Source organism: Streptomyces sp. NPDC057428 (assembly GCF_042803195.1).
In the GTDB taxonomy this organism is placed as follows: Bacteria; Actinomycetota; Actinomycetes; order Streptomycetales; family Streptomycetaceae; genus Streptomyces.
Genome location: NZ_JBHVCT010000001.1, coordinates 192,714 through 208,374 on the forward strand (window position 1 = coordinate 192,714; position 15,661 = coordinate 208,374).

At 68.4% G+C, this 15,661-nt stretch carries 14 protein-coding genes and 1 pseudogene; 11 read left to right on the forward strand and 4 right to left on the reverse strand.

The window, feature by feature from the left end; genetic code table 11:
- The first annotated feature begins 78 nt into the window (after positions 1-78).
- From ACFU5K_RS00820 to ACFU5K_RS00840, 5 genes are all read left to right on the forward strand, one after another.
- Complete coding sequence (locus ACFU5K_RS00820) at positions 79-1,062, forward strand: hypothetical protein (RefSeq protein ID WP_384055048.1); 984 nt, start codon at positions 79-81, stop codon at positions 1,060-1,062.
- 130 nt (positions 1,063-1,192) lie between these two features.
- On the forward strand, positions 1,193-2,302 hold the full coding sequence (chvE, locus tag ACFU5K_RS00825; protein ID WP_384055051.1) for a multiple monosaccharide ABC transporter substrate-binding protein: 1,110 nt from the start codon (positions 1,193-1,195) through the stop codon (positions 2,300-2,302).
- 32 nt (positions 2,303-2,334) lie between these two features.
- Positions 2,335-3,885: a multiple monosaccharide ABC transporter ATP-binding protein gene (mmsA, locus tag ACFU5K_RS00830; RefSeq protein WP_384055053.1), complete on the forward strand. Its 1,551-nt coding sequence runs from the start codon at positions 2,335-2,337 to the stop codon at positions 3,883-3,885.
- A complete protein-coding gene (mmsB, locus tag ACFU5K_RS00835; RefSeq protein WP_384055055.1) occupies positions 3,882-5,126 on the forward strand; it encodes a multiple monosaccharide ABC transporter permease in 1,245 nt (414 codons plus the stop codon). Before mmsA ends, mmsB begins: the two co-directional genes overlap by 4 nt.
- A gap of 28 nt (positions 5,127-5,154) precedes the next feature.
- Positions 5,155-6,312: an aldose epimerase family protein gene (locus ACFU5K_RS00840; RefSeq protein ID WP_384055058.1), complete on the forward strand. Its 1,158-nt coding sequence runs from the start codon at positions 5,155-5,157 to the stop codon at positions 6,310-6,312.
- A 103-nt stretch (positions 6,313-6,415) separates the two neighbouring features.
- On the opposite strand, the gene ACFU5K_RS00845 is transcribed toward ACFU5K_RS00840, so the two are convergent.
- The gene (locus tag ACFU5K_RS00845; RefSeq protein WP_384055060.1) at positions 6,416-6,844 is read right to left on the reverse strand and encodes an organic hydroperoxide resistance protein; all 429 of its coding nucleotides are present in this window, start codon (positions 6,842-6,844) and stop codon (positions 6,416-6,418) included.
- Between the two features lie 89 nt (positions 6,845-6,933).
- Positions 6,934-7,956: an NADP-dependent oxidoreductase gene (locus tag ACFU5K_RS00850; protein WP_384055063.1), complete on the reverse strand. Its 1,023-nt coding sequence runs from the start codon at positions 7,954-7,956 to the stop codon at positions 6,934-6,936.
- 114 nt (positions 7,957-8,070) lie between these two features.
- Here ACFU5K_RS00850 and ACFU5K_RS00855 point away from each other — a divergent pair, with 114 nt between their 5' ends.
- A complete protein-coding gene (locus tag ACFU5K_RS00855; RefSeq protein ID WP_384055065.1) occupies positions 8,071-8,505 on the forward strand; it encodes a MarR family winged helix-turn-helix transcriptional regulator in 435 nt (144 codons plus the stop codon).
- A gap of 179 nt (positions 8,506-8,684) precedes the next feature.
- On the opposite strand, the gene ACFU5K_RS00860 is transcribed toward ACFU5K_RS00855, so the two are convergent.
- Complete coding sequence (locus tag ACFU5K_RS00860; protein ID WP_384055068.1) at positions 8,685-9,005, reverse strand: hypothetical protein; 321 nt, start codon at positions 9,003-9,005, stop codon at positions 8,685-8,687.
- A 108-nt stretch (positions 9,006-9,113) separates the two neighbouring features.
- Here ACFU5K_RS00860 and ACFU5K_RS00865 point away from each other — a divergent pair, with 108 nt between their 5' ends.
- The 5 genes from ACFU5K_RS00865 to gdhA all read left to right on the forward strand — a co-directional run bounded on the left by ACFU5K_RS00865 (position 9,114) and on the right by gdhA (position 14,926).
- Positions 9,114-9,515: a hypothetical protein gene (locus ACFU5K_RS00865; protein WP_384055071.1), complete on the forward strand. Its 402-nt coding sequence runs from the start codon at positions 9,114-9,116 to the stop codon at positions 9,513-9,515.
- 181 nt (positions 9,516-9,696) lie between these two features.
- Positions 9,697-10,962, forward strand: a complete 1,266-nt coding sequence (locus tag ACFU5K_RS00870) for an Ig-like domain-containing protein (protein ID WP_384055073.1) — start codon at positions 9,697-9,699, stop codon at positions 10,960-10,962.
- A gap of 148 nt (positions 10,963-11,110) precedes the next feature.
- Entirely contained in the window at positions 11,111-12,586 is a 1,476-nt protein-coding gene (locus tag ACFU5K_RS00875) for an ABC transporter permease (protein ID WP_384055076.1), read from the forward strand.
- Positions 12,587-12,626: 40 nt separating this feature from the next.
- Positions 12,627-13,310 carry an ABC transporter ATP-binding protein gene (locus tag ACFU5K_RS00880; protein WP_384055079.1) on the forward strand — a complete coding sequence of 228 codons (684 nt, stop codon included), beginning with the start codon at positions 12,627-12,629 and terminating at the stop codon, positions 13,308-13,310.
- Between the two features lie 236 nt (positions 13,311-13,546).
- On the forward strand, positions 13,547-14,926 hold the full coding sequence (gdhA, locus tag ACFU5K_RS00885) for an NADP-specific glutamate dehydrogenase (RefSeq protein ID WP_384055082.1): 1,380 nt from the start codon (positions 13,547-13,549) through the stop codon (positions 14,924-14,926).
- Between the two features lie 568 nt (positions 14,927-15,494).
- Here the strand turns inward: gdhA and ACFU5K_RS00890 are convergent.
- Positions 15,495-15,661: pseudogene (locus tag ACFU5K_RS00890) on the reverse strand (transposase); the annotation flags it as partial.

Below are 15,661 nucleotides of genomic sequence, written 5' to 3' on the forward strand. Positions count from 1 at the left end.
GCGCCCTGACCGCTTCCGTACCGGCGCACACACCGAGATCCGAATGTCGTCCGAAATACCGAACATGAAGGACCTTCCGTGAACGACGCGCTTGCCCCCTCCCCCGGCACAGCCGGCCCCCGCCGTCCCGGCGACGCCGTGCTCCCCGCGCTGGGCCTCGGCCCGGCGCCGCTCTCCCCGGCCGACGCCTCCCCGCACTCCTTCCCCGACGGCGGGAGCTGGCGCACCGAGGTGCCGTCCGTGGAGGGCCCGGAGGCCCTCGGCGTCGTACTCAAGGAGTCCGCCAGGCTCGACGTGCCCGTTCACCGCATCAGCCAGGGCAGCGGCATCTGGATGCTGACCGACGCCGAGATCACCGAGATGGTGGAGGGCTGCGCCGAACGGGACATCGAACTCTGCCTGTTCACGGGACCGCGGGGCACCTGGGACACCGGCGCGTCGGTGCGCACGGACTCCGGTGGCGCGGGCCTGCGCGCACGCGGCCACGACGCCCTGGCCGGCTGCGTCGAGGACGCCCTGCGGGCGACCGGGCTGGGGGTGAAGTGCCTCCTCGTGGCCGACGAGGGGGTCCTGTGGACCCTGCACCGGCTCCGCGACCGGGGGGGCCTGCCCGCGGACACCACCTTCAAGGTGTCGGCGCTGATCGGGCCCGTGAACCCGGCGTCGTACGCCGTCTTCGAGGGACTGGGCGCCGACTCGGTCAACGTCCCGTCCGACCTGACCCTTGCTCAGTTCACCGAGATCCGCCGGGTCTCGGGGGCTCCGATGGACGTCTACATCGAGGCTCCGGACGACCTCGGAGGCTATGTGCGGATGTACGAGGTCGCCGAACTGATCCGGCGCGGCGCCCCGCTGTACCTGAAGTTCGGCCTCTCCAAATCGCCCGGGATCTACCCGTACGGCCAGCACCTGCGGGAGCTGGCGCTGACCACCGCCAAGGAGCGGGTGCGGCGCGGTCGCCTCGCCCTGGACCTGCTCGCGCGGCACGGCGCGGACGGAGGCATGGCCGCCCTCGGCACCCGCCTGCCGGGCTCACTCAACCGCTTCGAGATCTCGTCATAACGTTCCGGAAACAGCCTCCCCAAAAGACGACACAGCCGCGCACAATCCCACACACCCCTTCTCGGTAGATCCGTTTCCAGCGTTCCGGCATCTCCGGACCGCGCCCCCACCCACATCAAGGATGATGACTATGCGCAACCGCAGAGCCGCACTTGCCGCCATCGCCTCCGCCGCCTCCCTCGCCCTCACCCTGACCGCCTGCGGCCAGAACAGCGAGGGCGGCAGCGACGAGAACAAGGAAGGCAGTGACGGCGCCACCATCGGCATCGCGATGCCGACCAAGTCCTCCGAGCGCTGGATCGCCGACGGCGCCAACGTCGTGAAGGAACTGAAGGGCAAGGGGTACAAGACCAAGCTCGCCTACGGCGAGGACGACCCGGACCAGCAGGTCTCGCAGATCGAGAACATGATCACGCAGGGTGTGGACGCCCTGATCGTGGCCGCGATCGACAACAAGTCCCTCAACAACGTCCTGCAGCAGGCCAAGGACGCCGACATCCCGGTGATCTCCTACGACCGGCTGATCCTCGGCTCTTCGAACGTCGACTACTACGCCTCGTTCGACAACGAGAAGGTCGGCGAGCTGCAGGGCACGTACATCGTGGACAAGCTCGGCCTGGCGGACGGCAAGAAGGGCCCCTTCAGTATCGAGCTGTTCGCCGGGTCCAACGACGACAACAACACCAAGTACTTCTTCCAGGGCGCGATGAACGTCCTCAAGCCGTACGTGGACAAGGGCGAGCTGGTCGTCAGGTCCAAGCAGACCGCCCTCAACCAGGTCACCACGCTGCGCTGGGACGGCGGCACCGCGCAGAAGCGCATGGACGACCTGCTGACGTCCAGCTACCGCAGCGCCCGGGTCGACGCCGTGCTCTCGCCGTACGACGGCATCTCCATCGGCATCCTCTCCGCGCTGAAGTCGGACGGCTACGGCACCAAGGCCAAGCCGATGCCCGTCGTCACGGGCCAGGACGCCGAGGTCGCCTCGGTGAAGTCGATCATCACAGGTGAGCAGACCCAGACCGTCTACAAGGACCTGCGCGAGCTCGCCAAGGTCGCGTCGAACATGGTCGACGCGGTCCTGAAGGACAAGAAGCCCGAGGTCAACGACACCAAGTCCTACAACAACGGCGCCAAGGTCGTCCCCGCCTTCCTGCTGCAGCCGGTCAGCGTCGACAAGGCCAACTACAAGGAGGTCCTCGTCGACGGCGGCTACTACACCGAGAACGACCTCAAGTAACCGGGCCCCCTCAAGGATTGGAAGGCAAGACCATGGCGGGACCCGTCCTGGAAATGCGCTCGATCGTCAAAACCTTCCCCGGCGTCAAAGCGCTTTCGGACGTCACACTGACCGTCCGGCAGGGCGAGGTCCACGCCATCTGCGGAGAGAACGGCGCCGGCAAGTCGACCTTGATGAAGGTCCTCTCCGGCGTCCATCCTCACGGCAGCTACGAAGGGGACATCCTCTTCGAGGGCACGACCTGCCGGTTCAAGGACATCCGGGCGAGCGAACAGCACGGCATCGTGATCATCCACCAGGAACTGGCGCTGGTGCCGTACCTCTCCATCGCGGAGAACATCTTCCTCGGCAACGAGCACGCCAGGCGCGGGCTCATCAACTGGAACGACACGCTCAGGCACGCGGGCGAACTGCTGCGCCGGGTCGGTCTGGACGAGCACCCGGAGACCCGCGTCGCCGACATCGGCGTGGGCAAGCAGCAGCTGGTGGAGATAGCCAAGGCGCTGTCGAAGAAGGTGAAGCTGCTCATCCTCGACGAGCCGACGGCGGCACTCAACGACGAGGACAGCGGCAAGCTCCTCGACCTGATCCTGCAGCTCAAGGAACAGGGCATGACCTCGATCATCATCTCGCACAAGCTGAACGAGATCCGCCGGGTCGCCGACTCGGTCACGATCATCCGCGACGGGCGCTCCATCGAGACGCTCGACGTGAAGGCGGCGGAGACGACCGAGGACCGGATCATCAGCGGAATGGTCGGCCGCGACCTGGAGCACCGGTTCCCGGAGCGCACCCCGCACCACCCGGAAGAGGGGGCCGCCCCCGCCCTGGAGATCCGCAACTGGACCGTGCACCACCCCATCGACCAGCAGCGCAAGGTCGTCGACGACGTCTCGATCGAGGTGCGGCGCGGCGAGATCGTCGGGATCGCCGGGCTCATGGGCGCCGGCCGCACCGAGCTGGCGATGAGCGTCTTCGGCCGCTCCTACGGCCGGTACGCGGGCGGTACCGTCCTGCGGGACGGCACCGAGATACGTACGAAGTCCGTCCCCGAGGCGGTCAAGCACGGCATCGCGTACGCCACCGAGGACCGCAAGCACTACGGCCTCAACCTCATCGACACCATCAACCGGAACATCTCGCTGACCGCCCTGGGCAAGGTCGCCAGGCGCGGTGTGGTCGACGAGCACGGTGAGCGGCAGGTCGCCGAGGACTTCCGCAAGTCCATGAACATCAAGGCGCCGACCGTCTTCGAGCCGGTGGGCAAGCTGTCCGGCGGCAACCAGCAGAAGGTCGTCCTCAGCAAGTGGATCTTCGCGGGTCCCGAGGTGCTGATCCTGGACGAGCCCACACGCGGCATCGACGTGGGCGCCAAGTACGAGATCTACACGGTCATCGACCACCTGGCCGCCCAGGGCAAGGCGGTCGTCTTCATTTCCTCCGAGCTGCCGGAGCTGCTCGGTATGTGCGACCGCATCTACACGATGGCCGCGGGACGGCTGACGGGTGAGTTCTCGCGGGCCGAGGCCTCGCAGGAAGCGCTGATGCGTCAGATGACGAAGGACAAAGAGGTATCCCGATGAGCACGGACCTGACCGCCAAGACCCCGGCCCCGGCGCCGCCCGGCAGGAGCGGGCCGGCCTCCGGCGACGGCCTGCTGCAACTGGTGCTCGGCGGCATGCGCCGCAACATGCGCCAGTACGGCATGCTGATGGCCCTCGGCCTGATCGTGGTGCTGTTCGCGGTGTGGTCGGACGGTGACCTGCTGCTGCCGCGCAACGTCTCCAACCTGGTGCTGCAGAACAGCTACATCCTGATCCTCGCGATCGGCATGATGCTCGTCATCATCGCGGGCCACATCGACCTCTCGGTCGGCTCACTGACCGCGTTCATCGGCGCGATGGCCGCCGTACTGATGGTCGAACACGATCTTCCCTGGCCGCTCGCGGTGGTGCTGTGCCTGGCCATCGGTGCCGTCGCCGGTGCGGTGCAGGGCTTCTTCATCGCCTACCTCGGCATACCGTCGTTCATCGTGACCCTCGCGGGGATGCTGCTCTTCCGCGGGCTGACCGAGATCTTCCTGAAGGGCCAGACGCTCGGCCCCTTCCCGAAGGACCTGCAGGAGATCGCCAACGGCTTCCTCCCCGAGGTCGGCCCCACCACGAACTACCACAACCTCACCCTGCTGCTCGGCTTCGCCCTGATCGCCTTCGTGGTGTTCCAGGAGGTCCGTGACCGCAAGCGGCAGCAGGAGTTCGCGCTCGACGTGCTGCCGGCCAAGCTGTTCCTGCTGAAGCTGGTCGCCCTGGTCTCGGCCGTCCTCGTCGTCACACTGCTGCTCGCCAGCTACAAGGGCGCCCCGGTCGTGCTGCTCATCCTCGGCGTGCTCGTCGTCGGGTTCGGCTACCTGATGCGCAACGCGATCATCGGCCGCCACATCTACGCCATCGGCGGCAACCTGCCCGCGGCCAAGCTGTCGGGTGTGAAGGACAAGAAGGTCACCTTCCTGGTCTTCCTGAACATGGGCATGCTCGCGGCCGTGGCGGGTCTGGTCTTCGCAGCCCGCTTCAACGCGGCCTCGCCCAAGGCTGGTCTCAACTTCGAACTGGAGGCCATCGCCGCCTCGTTCATCGGCGGTGCCTCGATGAGCGGCGGCGTCGGCACGGTCCTCGGCGCGATCATCGGTGGTCTCGTCCTGGGTGTGCTGAACAACGGCATGAACCTCGTCGGCATCGGCACCGACTACCAGCAGGTCATCAAGGGCTTCGTCCTGCTGGCCGCGGTCGGCTTCGACGTCTGGAACAAACGCAAGGTCGGCTCGTAACACTTCCCCTTCGAGAAGGAGTTGTCTCATGACCGGTACCAGCAGACGCACCGTTCTGGCGGCCACGGCCGCCACCGGGCTGGCGGTGGCGGCGGGCACTCCCACCGCCCACGCCACGCCCGGTGGACGCACCCCGTTCCGGGAGCACTTCGGCACGCTCGCCGACGGGACGAAGGTGTACCGCTGGACCCTCGCCAACGGAGGGACCCGGCTGAAGGTCCTCTCCTGGGGCGGTGTCATCCAGTCGCTGGAGACACCCGACCGCAGGGGGCGTACGGCGAACATCGCGCTCGGCTTCGGCGGCCTGCCTGACTACGTGGCGAAGTCGCCCTACTTCGGCGGCCTCATAGGCCGGTACGGCAACCGCATCGCCGAGGGACGCTTCACCCTCGACGGGGTCACCCACCAACTCCCTCTCAACGACGGCCCCAACAGCCTCCACGGCGGCGACCAGGGCTTCGACAAGCGGATCTGGCACGTCGAGCCCTTCACCTCGCGGGGTGAGGTCGGGCTGGTCCTGACCCGGACCAGTCCGGACGGCGAGGCCGGCTATCCGGGCGCCCTCGCCGTCCGTGTCGTCTACGCCCTCACCTCCAGGGGCGAGTGGCGCATCGACTACACGGCCACGACGGACCGGGCGACCGTCCTCAACCTGACCAGCCACACCTATTTCAATCTGGCGGGCGAGGGCAGCGGCAGCGTCGACGGGCATCTGCTGGAGATGGCGGCGGCGCGCTACACCCCGGTGGGTGCGACCCTCATCCCGACGGGCGAGCTCGCCCCGGTGGCACGCACGCCCTTCGACTTCCGCAGGGCCCGCGCCATCGGCGACGCCGTCCGCACCCCGCACGAGCAGATCGGCCACGGGCAGGGTGTCGACCACAACTTCGTGCTGGACAAGGGGATCACGTCCCGCCCGGAGTACGCGCTGACGGTGACGGACCCCGGTTCGGGCCGGGTGATGAAGATGTACACGACCGAGCCGGGCATGCAGGTCTACTCCGGGAACTTCCTGGACGGCACGCTCACCGGCACCTCGGGGCGTGTCTACCGCCAGGGCGACGCGTTCTGCCTGGAGTCCCAGCACTTCCCGGACTCACCGAACCAGCCGTCGTTCCCCTCGACGGTGCTGCGCCCCGGCGACACCTACCGCTCGACGACGGTGCACGCCTTCTCGGCGCGCTGAGCGCGCTTGCGGCCCCCACCACAGGAGCCGCGGTCACGGCCGGGGGCCGCACCCCACGTGGATCGGGGTGCGGCCCCCGCACCCGTACGAACGGGCTGTCAGGTCAGCCGACGGACAGCTCGACCTTGATGTTGCCCCGGGTGGCGTTCGAGTAGGGGCACACCTGGTGCGCCTTCTCGACGAGCGCCTGGGCGGTGGCCTTGTCGACGTTCGGGATGGAGGCGCTGATCGCGACCTCCAGGCCGAAGCCGCCGGCCTCCGTCTTGCCGAGGGAGACCGAGGCGGTCACCGTCGATCCGGAGATGTCGGCCTTCTCGTTGCGGGCGACCACACCGAGCGCACCCTGGAAGCAGGCGCTGTAGCCGGCCGCGAAGAGCTGCTCGGGGTTGGTGCCCGCGCCGCTGCCGCCCATCGCCTTCGGCGGGTTGACGACGACGTCGAGGTTGCCGTCGTCGGAGGCGACGCGGCCGTCACGGCCGCTCGAAGCGGTGGCGACGGCGGTGTAGGCAACGTCTATGTGCTGGATGGTCATAACGGTGATTCCTCCTGCTGATGCGCCGCGACTCGCGCCCACGACCGCGACGGCCTGGGCCGAGCCTAACGGTTGACGGGCCGGGAGGGTCAGGCGTCCAGCGAAACGATCATCTTTCCGGTGTTCTCGCCCCGGAGCAGACCGACGAACGCGTCGTAGGCGTTCTCGATGCCCTGGACGTTCGTCTCGTTGTACTTGAGCTCGCCCGAGGCCAGCCACCCGGCCACGTCCTGGACGAACTGCGGCTGGAGCGCGGCATGGTCGCCCACGAGCATGCCCTGCAGGCGCAGGCGCTTGCCGATGACGAGGGCGAGGTTGCGCGGGCCCGGGGTGGGCTCCGTGGCGTTGTACTGCGCGATCATCCCGCAGATGGTGGCACGGCCGTGCACGTTGAGCGAGGAGATCGCGGCTTCCAGGTGCTCGCCGCCGACGTTGTCGAAGTAGACGTCGATGCCGTCGGGCGCGGCCTCGGCGAGCTGCTCCCTGACGGGGCCGTTCTTGTAGTTGAAGGCGGCGTCGAAGCCGTACTCCTCGACGAGGAGCTTGACCTTCTCGTCGGAGCCCGCCGAACCGATGACCCTGGACGCGCCCTTGATCTTCGCCATCTGGCCGACCTGGCTGCCGACCGCACCGGCCGCGCCGGAGACGAAGACGGCGTCGCCCTCCTTGAAGGAGGCGACGTCGAACAGGCCCGCGTAGGCGGTGAGCCCGGTCATGCCCAGTACGCCGAGGTAGGCCGACAGCGGAGCCAGGGAGGCGTCCACCTTGACCGCGTGCTTGGCGGGGACGTCGGCGTACTCGCGCCAGCCGAGGCCGTGCAGGACGTGGTCGCCGACGGCGAAGCCCTCGGCGTTCGACGCCACGACCTCACCGACCGCGCCGCCCTCCATCGGGTGGTCGAGCTTGAAGGGCGGGGCGTACGACTTCACGTCGTTCATGCGGCCGCGCATGTAGGGGTCGACGGAGAAGTGCAGGTTGCGGACGAGGACGCGGCCCTCGCCGGGAGCGGTCACCGACGCCTCGCGCAGCGCGAAATCCTTGGCCTCGGGCCAGCCGTGCGGGCGGGCGACGAGGTGCCATTCACGGCTGGACGTGGGAAGTGCTGCAGACATGGGCTCGGGTTCTCCTCGATGTCGTACGTGCGGGAAGCCGGAAAGCTTCAGGACATGAAACAACCATGCGTCGCGTTATTTCATCTTGTCAAGTAATTCGCTACGCTGGGTGTCATGGCCGACCCGCACACCGACCCCGTGACCCTCGACGTCATCCAGCTCATCGGCGGCGTCGTGGCTCGCTACCACGAGGAGTACGACCGTGCTGCCGCCACCCACGCCCTCACCGGCGCGCAGGCGCGGGTGCTCGGGCTGCTCTCGCTGGAGCCGATGCCCATGCGCAAGGTCGCCCGGAAGCTGAAGTGTGAACCGTCCAACATCACCGGCATAGTCGACCGTCTGGAGCTCCGAGGCCTGGTCGAGCGCCGCCCGGATCCGGCCGACCGGCGGGTGAAGCTCGCCGCCCCGACCGAGGAGGGCGTCCGGACGGCAGCTCAGCTGCGGGACGCCCTGGACTTCGCCCGGGAGCCGCTCGCCGAGCTGTCCGAGACGGAGCGGACCGTACTGCGCGACCTGCTGCGCAGGATGCTCGGCGACGAGACGGACTGAGGCACGGAAGGCCTCAGAGCCTGTCGGGTGACCTCTGATCGGGCGGTCACGCCCCGGCACGCACGCTTCCCGCGTTGCCGAAATGCCCTAGTAGCTCCGCTACGAGGACACTCCGGCGCCTTGGAATCGCACGCACCGGACCGCGCCCACTTTCCGATCGAAGGCCACCCGACAGGCTCTCAGATGCCGGCGCCCGGTGCGCCGCCCCGGCGTACCGAATGGGCGACGAATCCCGCCCCGATGCACAGCAGCGCCGTGCCGCCGATGAGATACGGCGTGGTGTCGATGCCCGTACCGGTCTCGGCGAGGGTGCTGCCTGAGGTGAGATCCCCCGCGGCGGACGCCTGGCGGACCCCGGTGGTGGAACCGGCGGACGAGCCGGTGGAAGCGCTCCGCGGCCCTGATCCGTCGGTCGCGTTGGCGGACGGGACGAACCAGAGAGCACAGAGCAGGGTGCCTGCCGCTGTGGAAGTCAGCAGCGTGCGACGAGCGATGGACACAGAATCGATCCCCTTGCGACAGCCATCAGTTAGCCCCGTGCGCCGATGCTAAGCAAAGCAGCGGGTCGGAGGAAAGCCGTGACTCCCGGGACCCTTACGCTCCGGCGTATGACTGCATCGGAGACACCCTCATTTGTTCGGCTTCGCGTGGAGATGGTGCTGGAGATCAGCGACGCGGACGCACTGACCGGTACGGCGCTGGAGAGCATCGCCGCCGACTACACGGCCTCCGGCCCCTCCGCCGGCGACTCGGCGGAGGAACGTACGCATGCCGAGGAGACGGTCAGGGAAGACGCAGCCGAAGCCCTCGCCTCGTTGATCGATCCGTTCGATCTGGTCAGCCAGGTACCCGGGGTCGAGCTCGCCCAGGCCTCCTGGAGCAGCGAGACGATCGACTACGACCCCGACGCCGAGGACTGGGCTGCCGGAGAGGACGGGGACGAGGCGCACTACGGGATCGAGGACAATGAGACGGACGACGAAGAAGGCGGCGGGAACACGGAACGCTGACGCTCGCGGGGCACTCCTCACGGGTGACGGGAACCACCGCGGTCGCGACCGCGTCGATGAGTGGTGTTCCCCACATCCTCGACGGATGTGGAACGGAAGACCCGGTCGCGGTGTTCTTGGAACATTGACGGATGTTCGCCGTCAGGCGGCCTCGTCCGGGGATCTTGGGGAATCGGCAACGATGGAGAAGCGTGTGATGACGGACAGCAAGCGGCGCCGGGGCCTGGTGGCGGCCTCCGCACTGCTCGGCGGCGTGCTGGTGCTTTCGGCCTGCAGCGACGACGGGAACACGGGCGCAAGCGCGGACAGCTCGAAGACGTCACAGGCGCAGGTCGACGAAGCGGCGGCCAAGGACACCTCCGAGGCGCAGATAACGATCGCGCCGAAGAACGGCGCCACCAACGCGAGCATCAACAACGCCGCGCTGGTCACCGTCGCCAAGGGCAAGCTGACCGAGGTCACCATGACCACGGCCGAGGGTGACGCCGTCGAGGGCACTCTCGCGGCCGACGGCTCCAGCTGGAAGCCCAGCGGCCAGCTCGAGCGCTCGACGACGTACAAGGTCAGCGCCGCCGCGTCGGACTCGAAGGACCGCGTGGCGCACGCCAACAGCTCCTTCACCACGGTCTCGCCCGAGAACAGCTTCATCGGGAACTTCACCCCCGAGGACGGTTCCACCGTCGGCGTCGGCATGCCGGTCTCGATCAACTTCAACAAGGCGATCACCAACAAGAAGGCCGTCCAGGACGGCATCAAGGTGACGTCCAGCAGCGGCCAGGAGGTCGTCGGCCACTGGTTCAACAACCAGCGCCTGGACCTGCGTCCCGAGAACTACTGGCAGGGTGGCTCCACCGTCACCCTGAAGCTGGCTCTCGACGGCGTCGAGGGTGCCGACGGCGTCATGGGCGTCCAGCAGAAGACGGTCACCTTCAAGGTCGGCCGCAACCAGGTCTCGACCGTGGACGCCAAGTCGCACATTCTGACCGTCACCCGTGACGGCAAGACGGTCAAGACGATCCCGATCTCCGCCGGATCCCCGGACAACCCGACGTACAACGGCCAGATGGTCATCTCCGAGAAGTTCAAGGAGACCCGGATGGACGGTGCGACCGTCGGCTTCACGGACGACGACGGTAAGGGCGAGTACGACATCAAGGACGTGCCGCACGCCATGCGGCTGTCCACGTCGGGCACCTTCATCCACGGCAACTACTGGGGCGCGAAGTCGATCTTCGGCAGCGTGAACACCAGCCACGGCTGTATCGGCCTGTCCGACACGAAGGGCGCGGGCGACCCCAACACGTCGGCGGCCTGGCTGTACAACAACTCCATCGTCGGCGACGTGGTCGTGGTCAAGAACTCCCCCGACAAGACCATCGCCCCCGACAACGGCCTCAACGGCTGGAACATGGACTGGGCCCAGTGGACGGCGGGCTCCGAGGCCTGATCGGAGCGATTCCCCTCCCCGCCCGAAGGCGGCGGTACCCGGATGATCCGGGTACCGCCGCCTTCGGCGTATGCGCGCCGCCCGTGTTCTCATTCCGCTCTCATCGGAGACTTAACTCCTCATCACACCCGGTCCATACCTTCACGCCATGTTCTTCACCTACCTCCGGCGCGAGCTGCGCCGCCGCAGAAAGGCGGCGCTCGTCGTCGCCTCGGGGCTCGCCCTCGGCATCGCGCTGGTCATCATCGTCAGCTCGGTCTCCTCGGGCATGAGCAAGGCCCAGGACAAGGTCCTCCAATCGCTGTACGGCCTGGGCACGGACATGACGGTGACCAAGGCCGCCGCCGCACCGGGCTCCGGCGGCACCGAGCGGCGCCGGTTCGAGTTCGACGCGAAGGACGACGAGGACGCCACCCAGAGCACGGACCGGGTCATGGTCCAGGGCTTCCAGACACTCGCCGCGAGCACCGTCGACAAGGTGGGCGACCAGACGGGCGTCGCGGACGCCGTCGGCGGGCTGAGCCTGACCGTCGTGAAGGTCGACGGCCAGTTCAAGCGCGGCGAGTTCAAGCAGGAGGAGGGCTCCACCGGGCAGGGCGGGCCCGGCGGTGGCCCGAACGGCCGGCCACAGGGCGAGGTCCGGGGCGGCGGCGCCTCCTTCGACGTCAACTCCTTCACCGTGTACGGCACCGACGTCACCCGGCAGGGCCTCGGGCCGCTGACCTCCTCCAAGATCACCGAGGGCCGGACCTTCAAGACCTCCGAGACCGACGCGAAGGTCGCGGTCGTCGACTCCGCCTACGCCAAGGAGAAGTCGCTCGCGGTCGCCAAGACCGTCACCATCTCCGGCACCAAATACACGATCGTGGGCATCTCCACGGCGGACAGCGGTGACGCGGCCGCCAACGTCTACATCCCGCTGAAGCAGGCGCAGACCGTCGCCGACTCCGAGGACAAGGTCACCACGGTCTACGTCCAGGCCGCCGACTCCCAGCAGATCGACACCGTCAAGGCCGCCATCCAGAAGAACATCTCCGGCACGACCGTCACCACCTCCGCCGACCTCGCCGACACGGTGTCCGGCTCCCTGTCCACCGCCTCCGATCTCGCCTCCAGCGTGGGCAAGTGGCTCTCCATCGCCGTCCTGGTCGCCGCGTTCCTCGTCGCGGGACTGCTGACCTCCTCCGCCGTCAGCCGCCGTGTGCGGGAGTTCGGCACCCTCAAGGCCCTCGGCTGGAAGAGCGGACGCGTCACCCGCCAGGTCGTCGGCGAAGCCCTCGTCAACGGCCTGATGGGCGGCGTCCTTGGCATCGCGGTGGGCCTCGCCGGCGCCTACACCGTGACCGCCATCAGCCCCACCCTCACCGCCCAGCTCGGCTCCTCGGGCGGCGGCGGCCCCATGGGCGGCGGCGGCCCCATGGGCGGCGGCCCCATGGGCGGGGGCGGCCCCGGCCGCCAGGCAGCCTCCAAGACCCTCGACATCGCGCTGACCGCACCGGTCTCGCTCACCACGATCCTCGTCGCCGTCGCCCTGGCCGTCGCCGGCGGGCTGATCGCGGGAGCCTTCGGCGGCTGGCGGGCCTCCCGGCTGCGCCCGGCCGACGCGCTGCGACGCGTCGCGTAGTACCGCCCATCCCCTCTCGTACGTAACGCAGGAGTCCCACGTGTACCAGCTCAAGGGCGTCACCAAGCGCTACATGCGCGGCAAGAACCCCGTCGACGCGCTCGCCGGCGTCGACCTGACCATCGAGGACGGCGGACGGCTCGTCATCCAGGGGCCGACCGGCGGGGGCAAGTCCACGCTCCTCCAGATGCTCGGCGGACTCGACCGGCCCACCGCCGGCACCATCGAGCTCGACGGCGTCGATCTGGCCGGACTCCCCGAGTCCCGGCTGACCAAGGTCCGCGCCGAGTCCATCGGCTTCGTCTTCCAGAGCTTCAACCTGATCCCCACGCTCACCGCGCAGGAGAACGTCGAGACCGCGCTCGTACCCCTTGGCCTCGGTGCGAAGGCCCGGCGCGAACGCGCCGCCGAGGCCCTGGAGTCGGTGGGCCTGGGCGACCGGCCCACCCATCTGCCGAGCGAGATGTCCGGCGGACAGCAGCAGCGCGTCGCCATCGCCCGCGCGCTCGTCAAGCGCCCCAAGGTGCTGCTCGCCGACGAACCCACCGGAAACCTCGACGAGTCCATGCGCGACGAGATCATGGAACTGCTCGACGGACTGTGGAAGGAGCACGGGCTGACCTTCGTGATGGTCACTCATGACAGCTCCCTCGCCCGCAAGGCGCCCAGAGTCGCGACCATCCGCAAGGGGAAGGTGACGGTGACGGAGAACGCGGCTGCCTGAACCACGGCGGACACGAAGACCTCACAGCCCTCCTGATCGGCTGTGAGGTTCGCCACCCGCGAACCCCGGCGGTGCTCCGGGGACAACAACCGTGGCCACTATGTGGATGTCGTCCGGGCGGCACGGGGCCGCGCTGGGAGACTTGCCGGGTGCAACGGCCCGCACGGGCCGCAGGCGCCTCCGGGGGACCGGGGGCGCCGACGCGCACGAGTCCACCCACGGAAGGTCTTGATCTGATGCCTGCCCGTTCCGATTCCCTCGCCCCGCGTACCGCCGTCAACCGTGTCATCGAGCCGCTCTACGCGGAGATCCTGCGGCGCAACCAGGGGGAGCTCGAATTCCACCAGGCGGTACGAGAGGTCCTCGAAACCCTCGGCCCCGTGCTGGCGCGGCGGTCCGAGTTCGTCGACGCCCGCATCATCGAGCGGATCTGCGAACCCGAACGCCAGCTCATCTTCCGGGTGCCGTGGGCGGACGACTCCGGCGACATCCACGTCAACCGCGGCTTCCGGGTCGAGTTCTCCAGCTCGCTGGGCCCGTACAAGGGCGGACTGCGCTTCCACCCCTCGGTCAATCTCGGGATCGTGAAGTTCCTGGGCTTCGAGCAGATCTTCAAGAACGCCCTCACCGGCATGCCGATCGGCGGCGGCAAGGGCGGCGCGGACTTCGACCCCAAGGGCCGCTCCGACGCCGAGGTGATGCGCTTCTGCCAGTCCTTCATGACCGAACTCCACCGCCACCTGGGCGAGTACACCGACGTCCCCGCCGGTGACATCGGCGTCGGCGGCCGGGAGATCGGCTACCTCTTCGGCCAGTACAAGCGGATCACCAACCGCTACGAGTCCGGTGTGCTCACCGGCAAGGGCCTCGGCTGGGGTGGCGCCCAGGCGCGTACCGAGGCCACGGGATACGGCTGCGTGCTGTTCACCGCCGAGATGCTGCGCGTGCGCGGCGAGTCCCTCGACGGGCAGCGGATCGCGGTGTCCGGCTCCGGGAACGTCGCCATCTACGCCATCGAGAAGGCGCAGCAGCTGGGCGCGACCGTGGTGACCTGCTCGGACTCCGCCGGTTACGTCGTAGACGAGAAGGGCATCGACCTCGACGTGCTCAAGGAGATCAAGGAGAGGGGCCGCGGCCGCGTCTCCGAGTACGCCGAGCGGCGCGGCGAGCACGTGAAGTACGTCGAGGGCACGGGCGTCTGGAGCGTCCCCGTGGACGTGGCCCTGCCCTGCGCCACCCAGAACGAGCTCCACGAGGCCGACGCCCTCGCCCTCGTGCGCAACGGGGTGAAGGCGGTCGCCGAGGGCGCCAACATGCCCACCACCCCCGAGGCCGTCCACGTCTTCCAGGAGGCGGGCGTGGCCTTCGGACCGGGCAAGGCGGCCAACGCGGGCGGCGTGGCCACCAGCGCCCTGGAGATGCAGCAGAACGCCTCGCGCGACTCCTGGACCTTCGCCCACACCGAGGAGCGACTCGCGCAGATCATGCGCCACATCCACGAGTCCTGCCACACGACCGCCGAGAGGTACGGCAGCCCGGGCAACTACGTGGTGGGCGCGAACATCGCGGGCTTCGAGATCGTCGCCGAGGCGATGCTGGCGCAGGGCCTGATCTGATCCGCCCGGCCCGGGGCGCGACGCGGCGCCCCGGGCCTTCCCCGCGAGTCGCACCGGGTTGGCCGGACTCCTCGTGGGTGCGTTCGATCGAATGAGGTCCGGCCCCGGCGGGCGCCGTGGTTCAGGGGCCGGAATCCTGTACCCAGTAGCCGGTCAGTCCCAACGGGCGCAGTAGAGGTGCAAGCTCCTGCGACGAGTGTCGTCGGAGCGGGCAGCCACGGTTCCTGTCCGGAGCCCACGTTTTCGCCATCGCCGATCGCACTGCCGGTCGCAGAATCCGGATTGAGTGACAGCCAGGGTTCGGGCCACTGACTGCCCTCGTCGAGTGCCCGTTGCACATGTTCGGCGATCCTGGGGTCACGGACGGAGACGAAACCAGAGGTGGATGCGCGGTAGTCAGCAACCAACTGATTCCGTGCTTCGAAGATGTCCACGTTCTGCGCCCCCCCGCTTCAACCCGGCGTATTCCCCTCTGGGAATGCGCCGACTTCAGAGCACAGCAACGACGGCTCTACCTGCAAAGAGGGTCCGGATATCTTCCGGTGCGGCTCTTAGCTTAGCTTGACGTTTAACCTCGCTGCTGTTCGTGTTCCTTGATCGTTTCGGCGCGTTTCACGGTTTTGCCGACGTCCTGGATGCGGGCCTTGTGCTGGTTGCGGCTGCCGGGCGGACGCCCAGGGCCGGGCCTGCCCGGTTTCGGTGCGGCTGTGGGACGGGCCGCCTTCCGGCGGAGGT

What these genes read in the sequence shown, in the direction of transcription:
- chvE (WP_384055051.1), top strand. Translation starts at nt 1,193, where the DNA reads ATGCGCAACCGCAGAGCCGCACTTGCCGCCATCGCCTCCGCCGCCTCC.
- mmsA (WP_384055053.1), top strand. Translation starts at nt 2,335, where the DNA reads ATGGCGGGACCCGTCCTGGAAATGCGCTCGATCGTCAAAACCTTCCCC.
- mmsB (WP_384055055.1), top strand. Translation starts at nt 3,882, where the DNA reads ATGAGCACGGACCTGACCGCCAAGACCCCGGCCCCGGCGCCGCCCGGC.
- ACFU5K_RS00840 (WP_384055058.1), top strand. Translation starts at nt 5,155, where the DNA reads ATGACCGGTACCAGCAGACGCACCGTTCTGGCGGCCACGGCCGCCACC.
- ACFU5K_RS00845 (WP_384055060.1), bottom strand. Translation starts at nt 6,844, where the DNA reads ATGACCATCCAGCACATAGACGTTGCCTACACCGCCGTCGCCACCGCT.
- ACFU5K_RS00850 (WP_384055063.1), bottom strand. Translation starts at nt 7,956, where the DNA reads ATGTCTGCAGCACTTCCCACGTCCAGCCGTGAATGGCACCTCGTCGCC.
- ACFU5K_RS00855 (WP_384055065.1), top strand. Translation starts at nt 8,071, where the DNA reads ATGGCCGACCCGCACACCGACCCCGTGACCCTCGACGTCATCCAGCTC.
- ACFU5K_RS00865 (WP_384055071.1), top strand. Translation starts at nt 9,114, where the DNA reads ATGACTGCATCGGAGACACCCTCATTTGTTCGGCTTCGCGTGGAGATG.
- ACFU5K_RS00870 (WP_384055073.1), top strand. Translation starts at nt 9,697, where the DNA reads ATGGAGAAGCGTGTGATGACGGACAGCAAGCGGCGCCGGGGCCTGGTG.
- ACFU5K_RS00875 (WP_384055076.1), top strand. Translation starts at nt 11,111, where the DNA reads ATGTTCTTCACCTACCTCCGGCGCGAGCTGCGCCGCCGCAGAAAGGCG.
- gdhA (WP_384055082.1), top strand. Translation starts at nt 13,547, where the DNA reads ATGCCTGCCCGTTCCGATTCCCTCGCCCCGCGTACCGCCGTCAACCGT.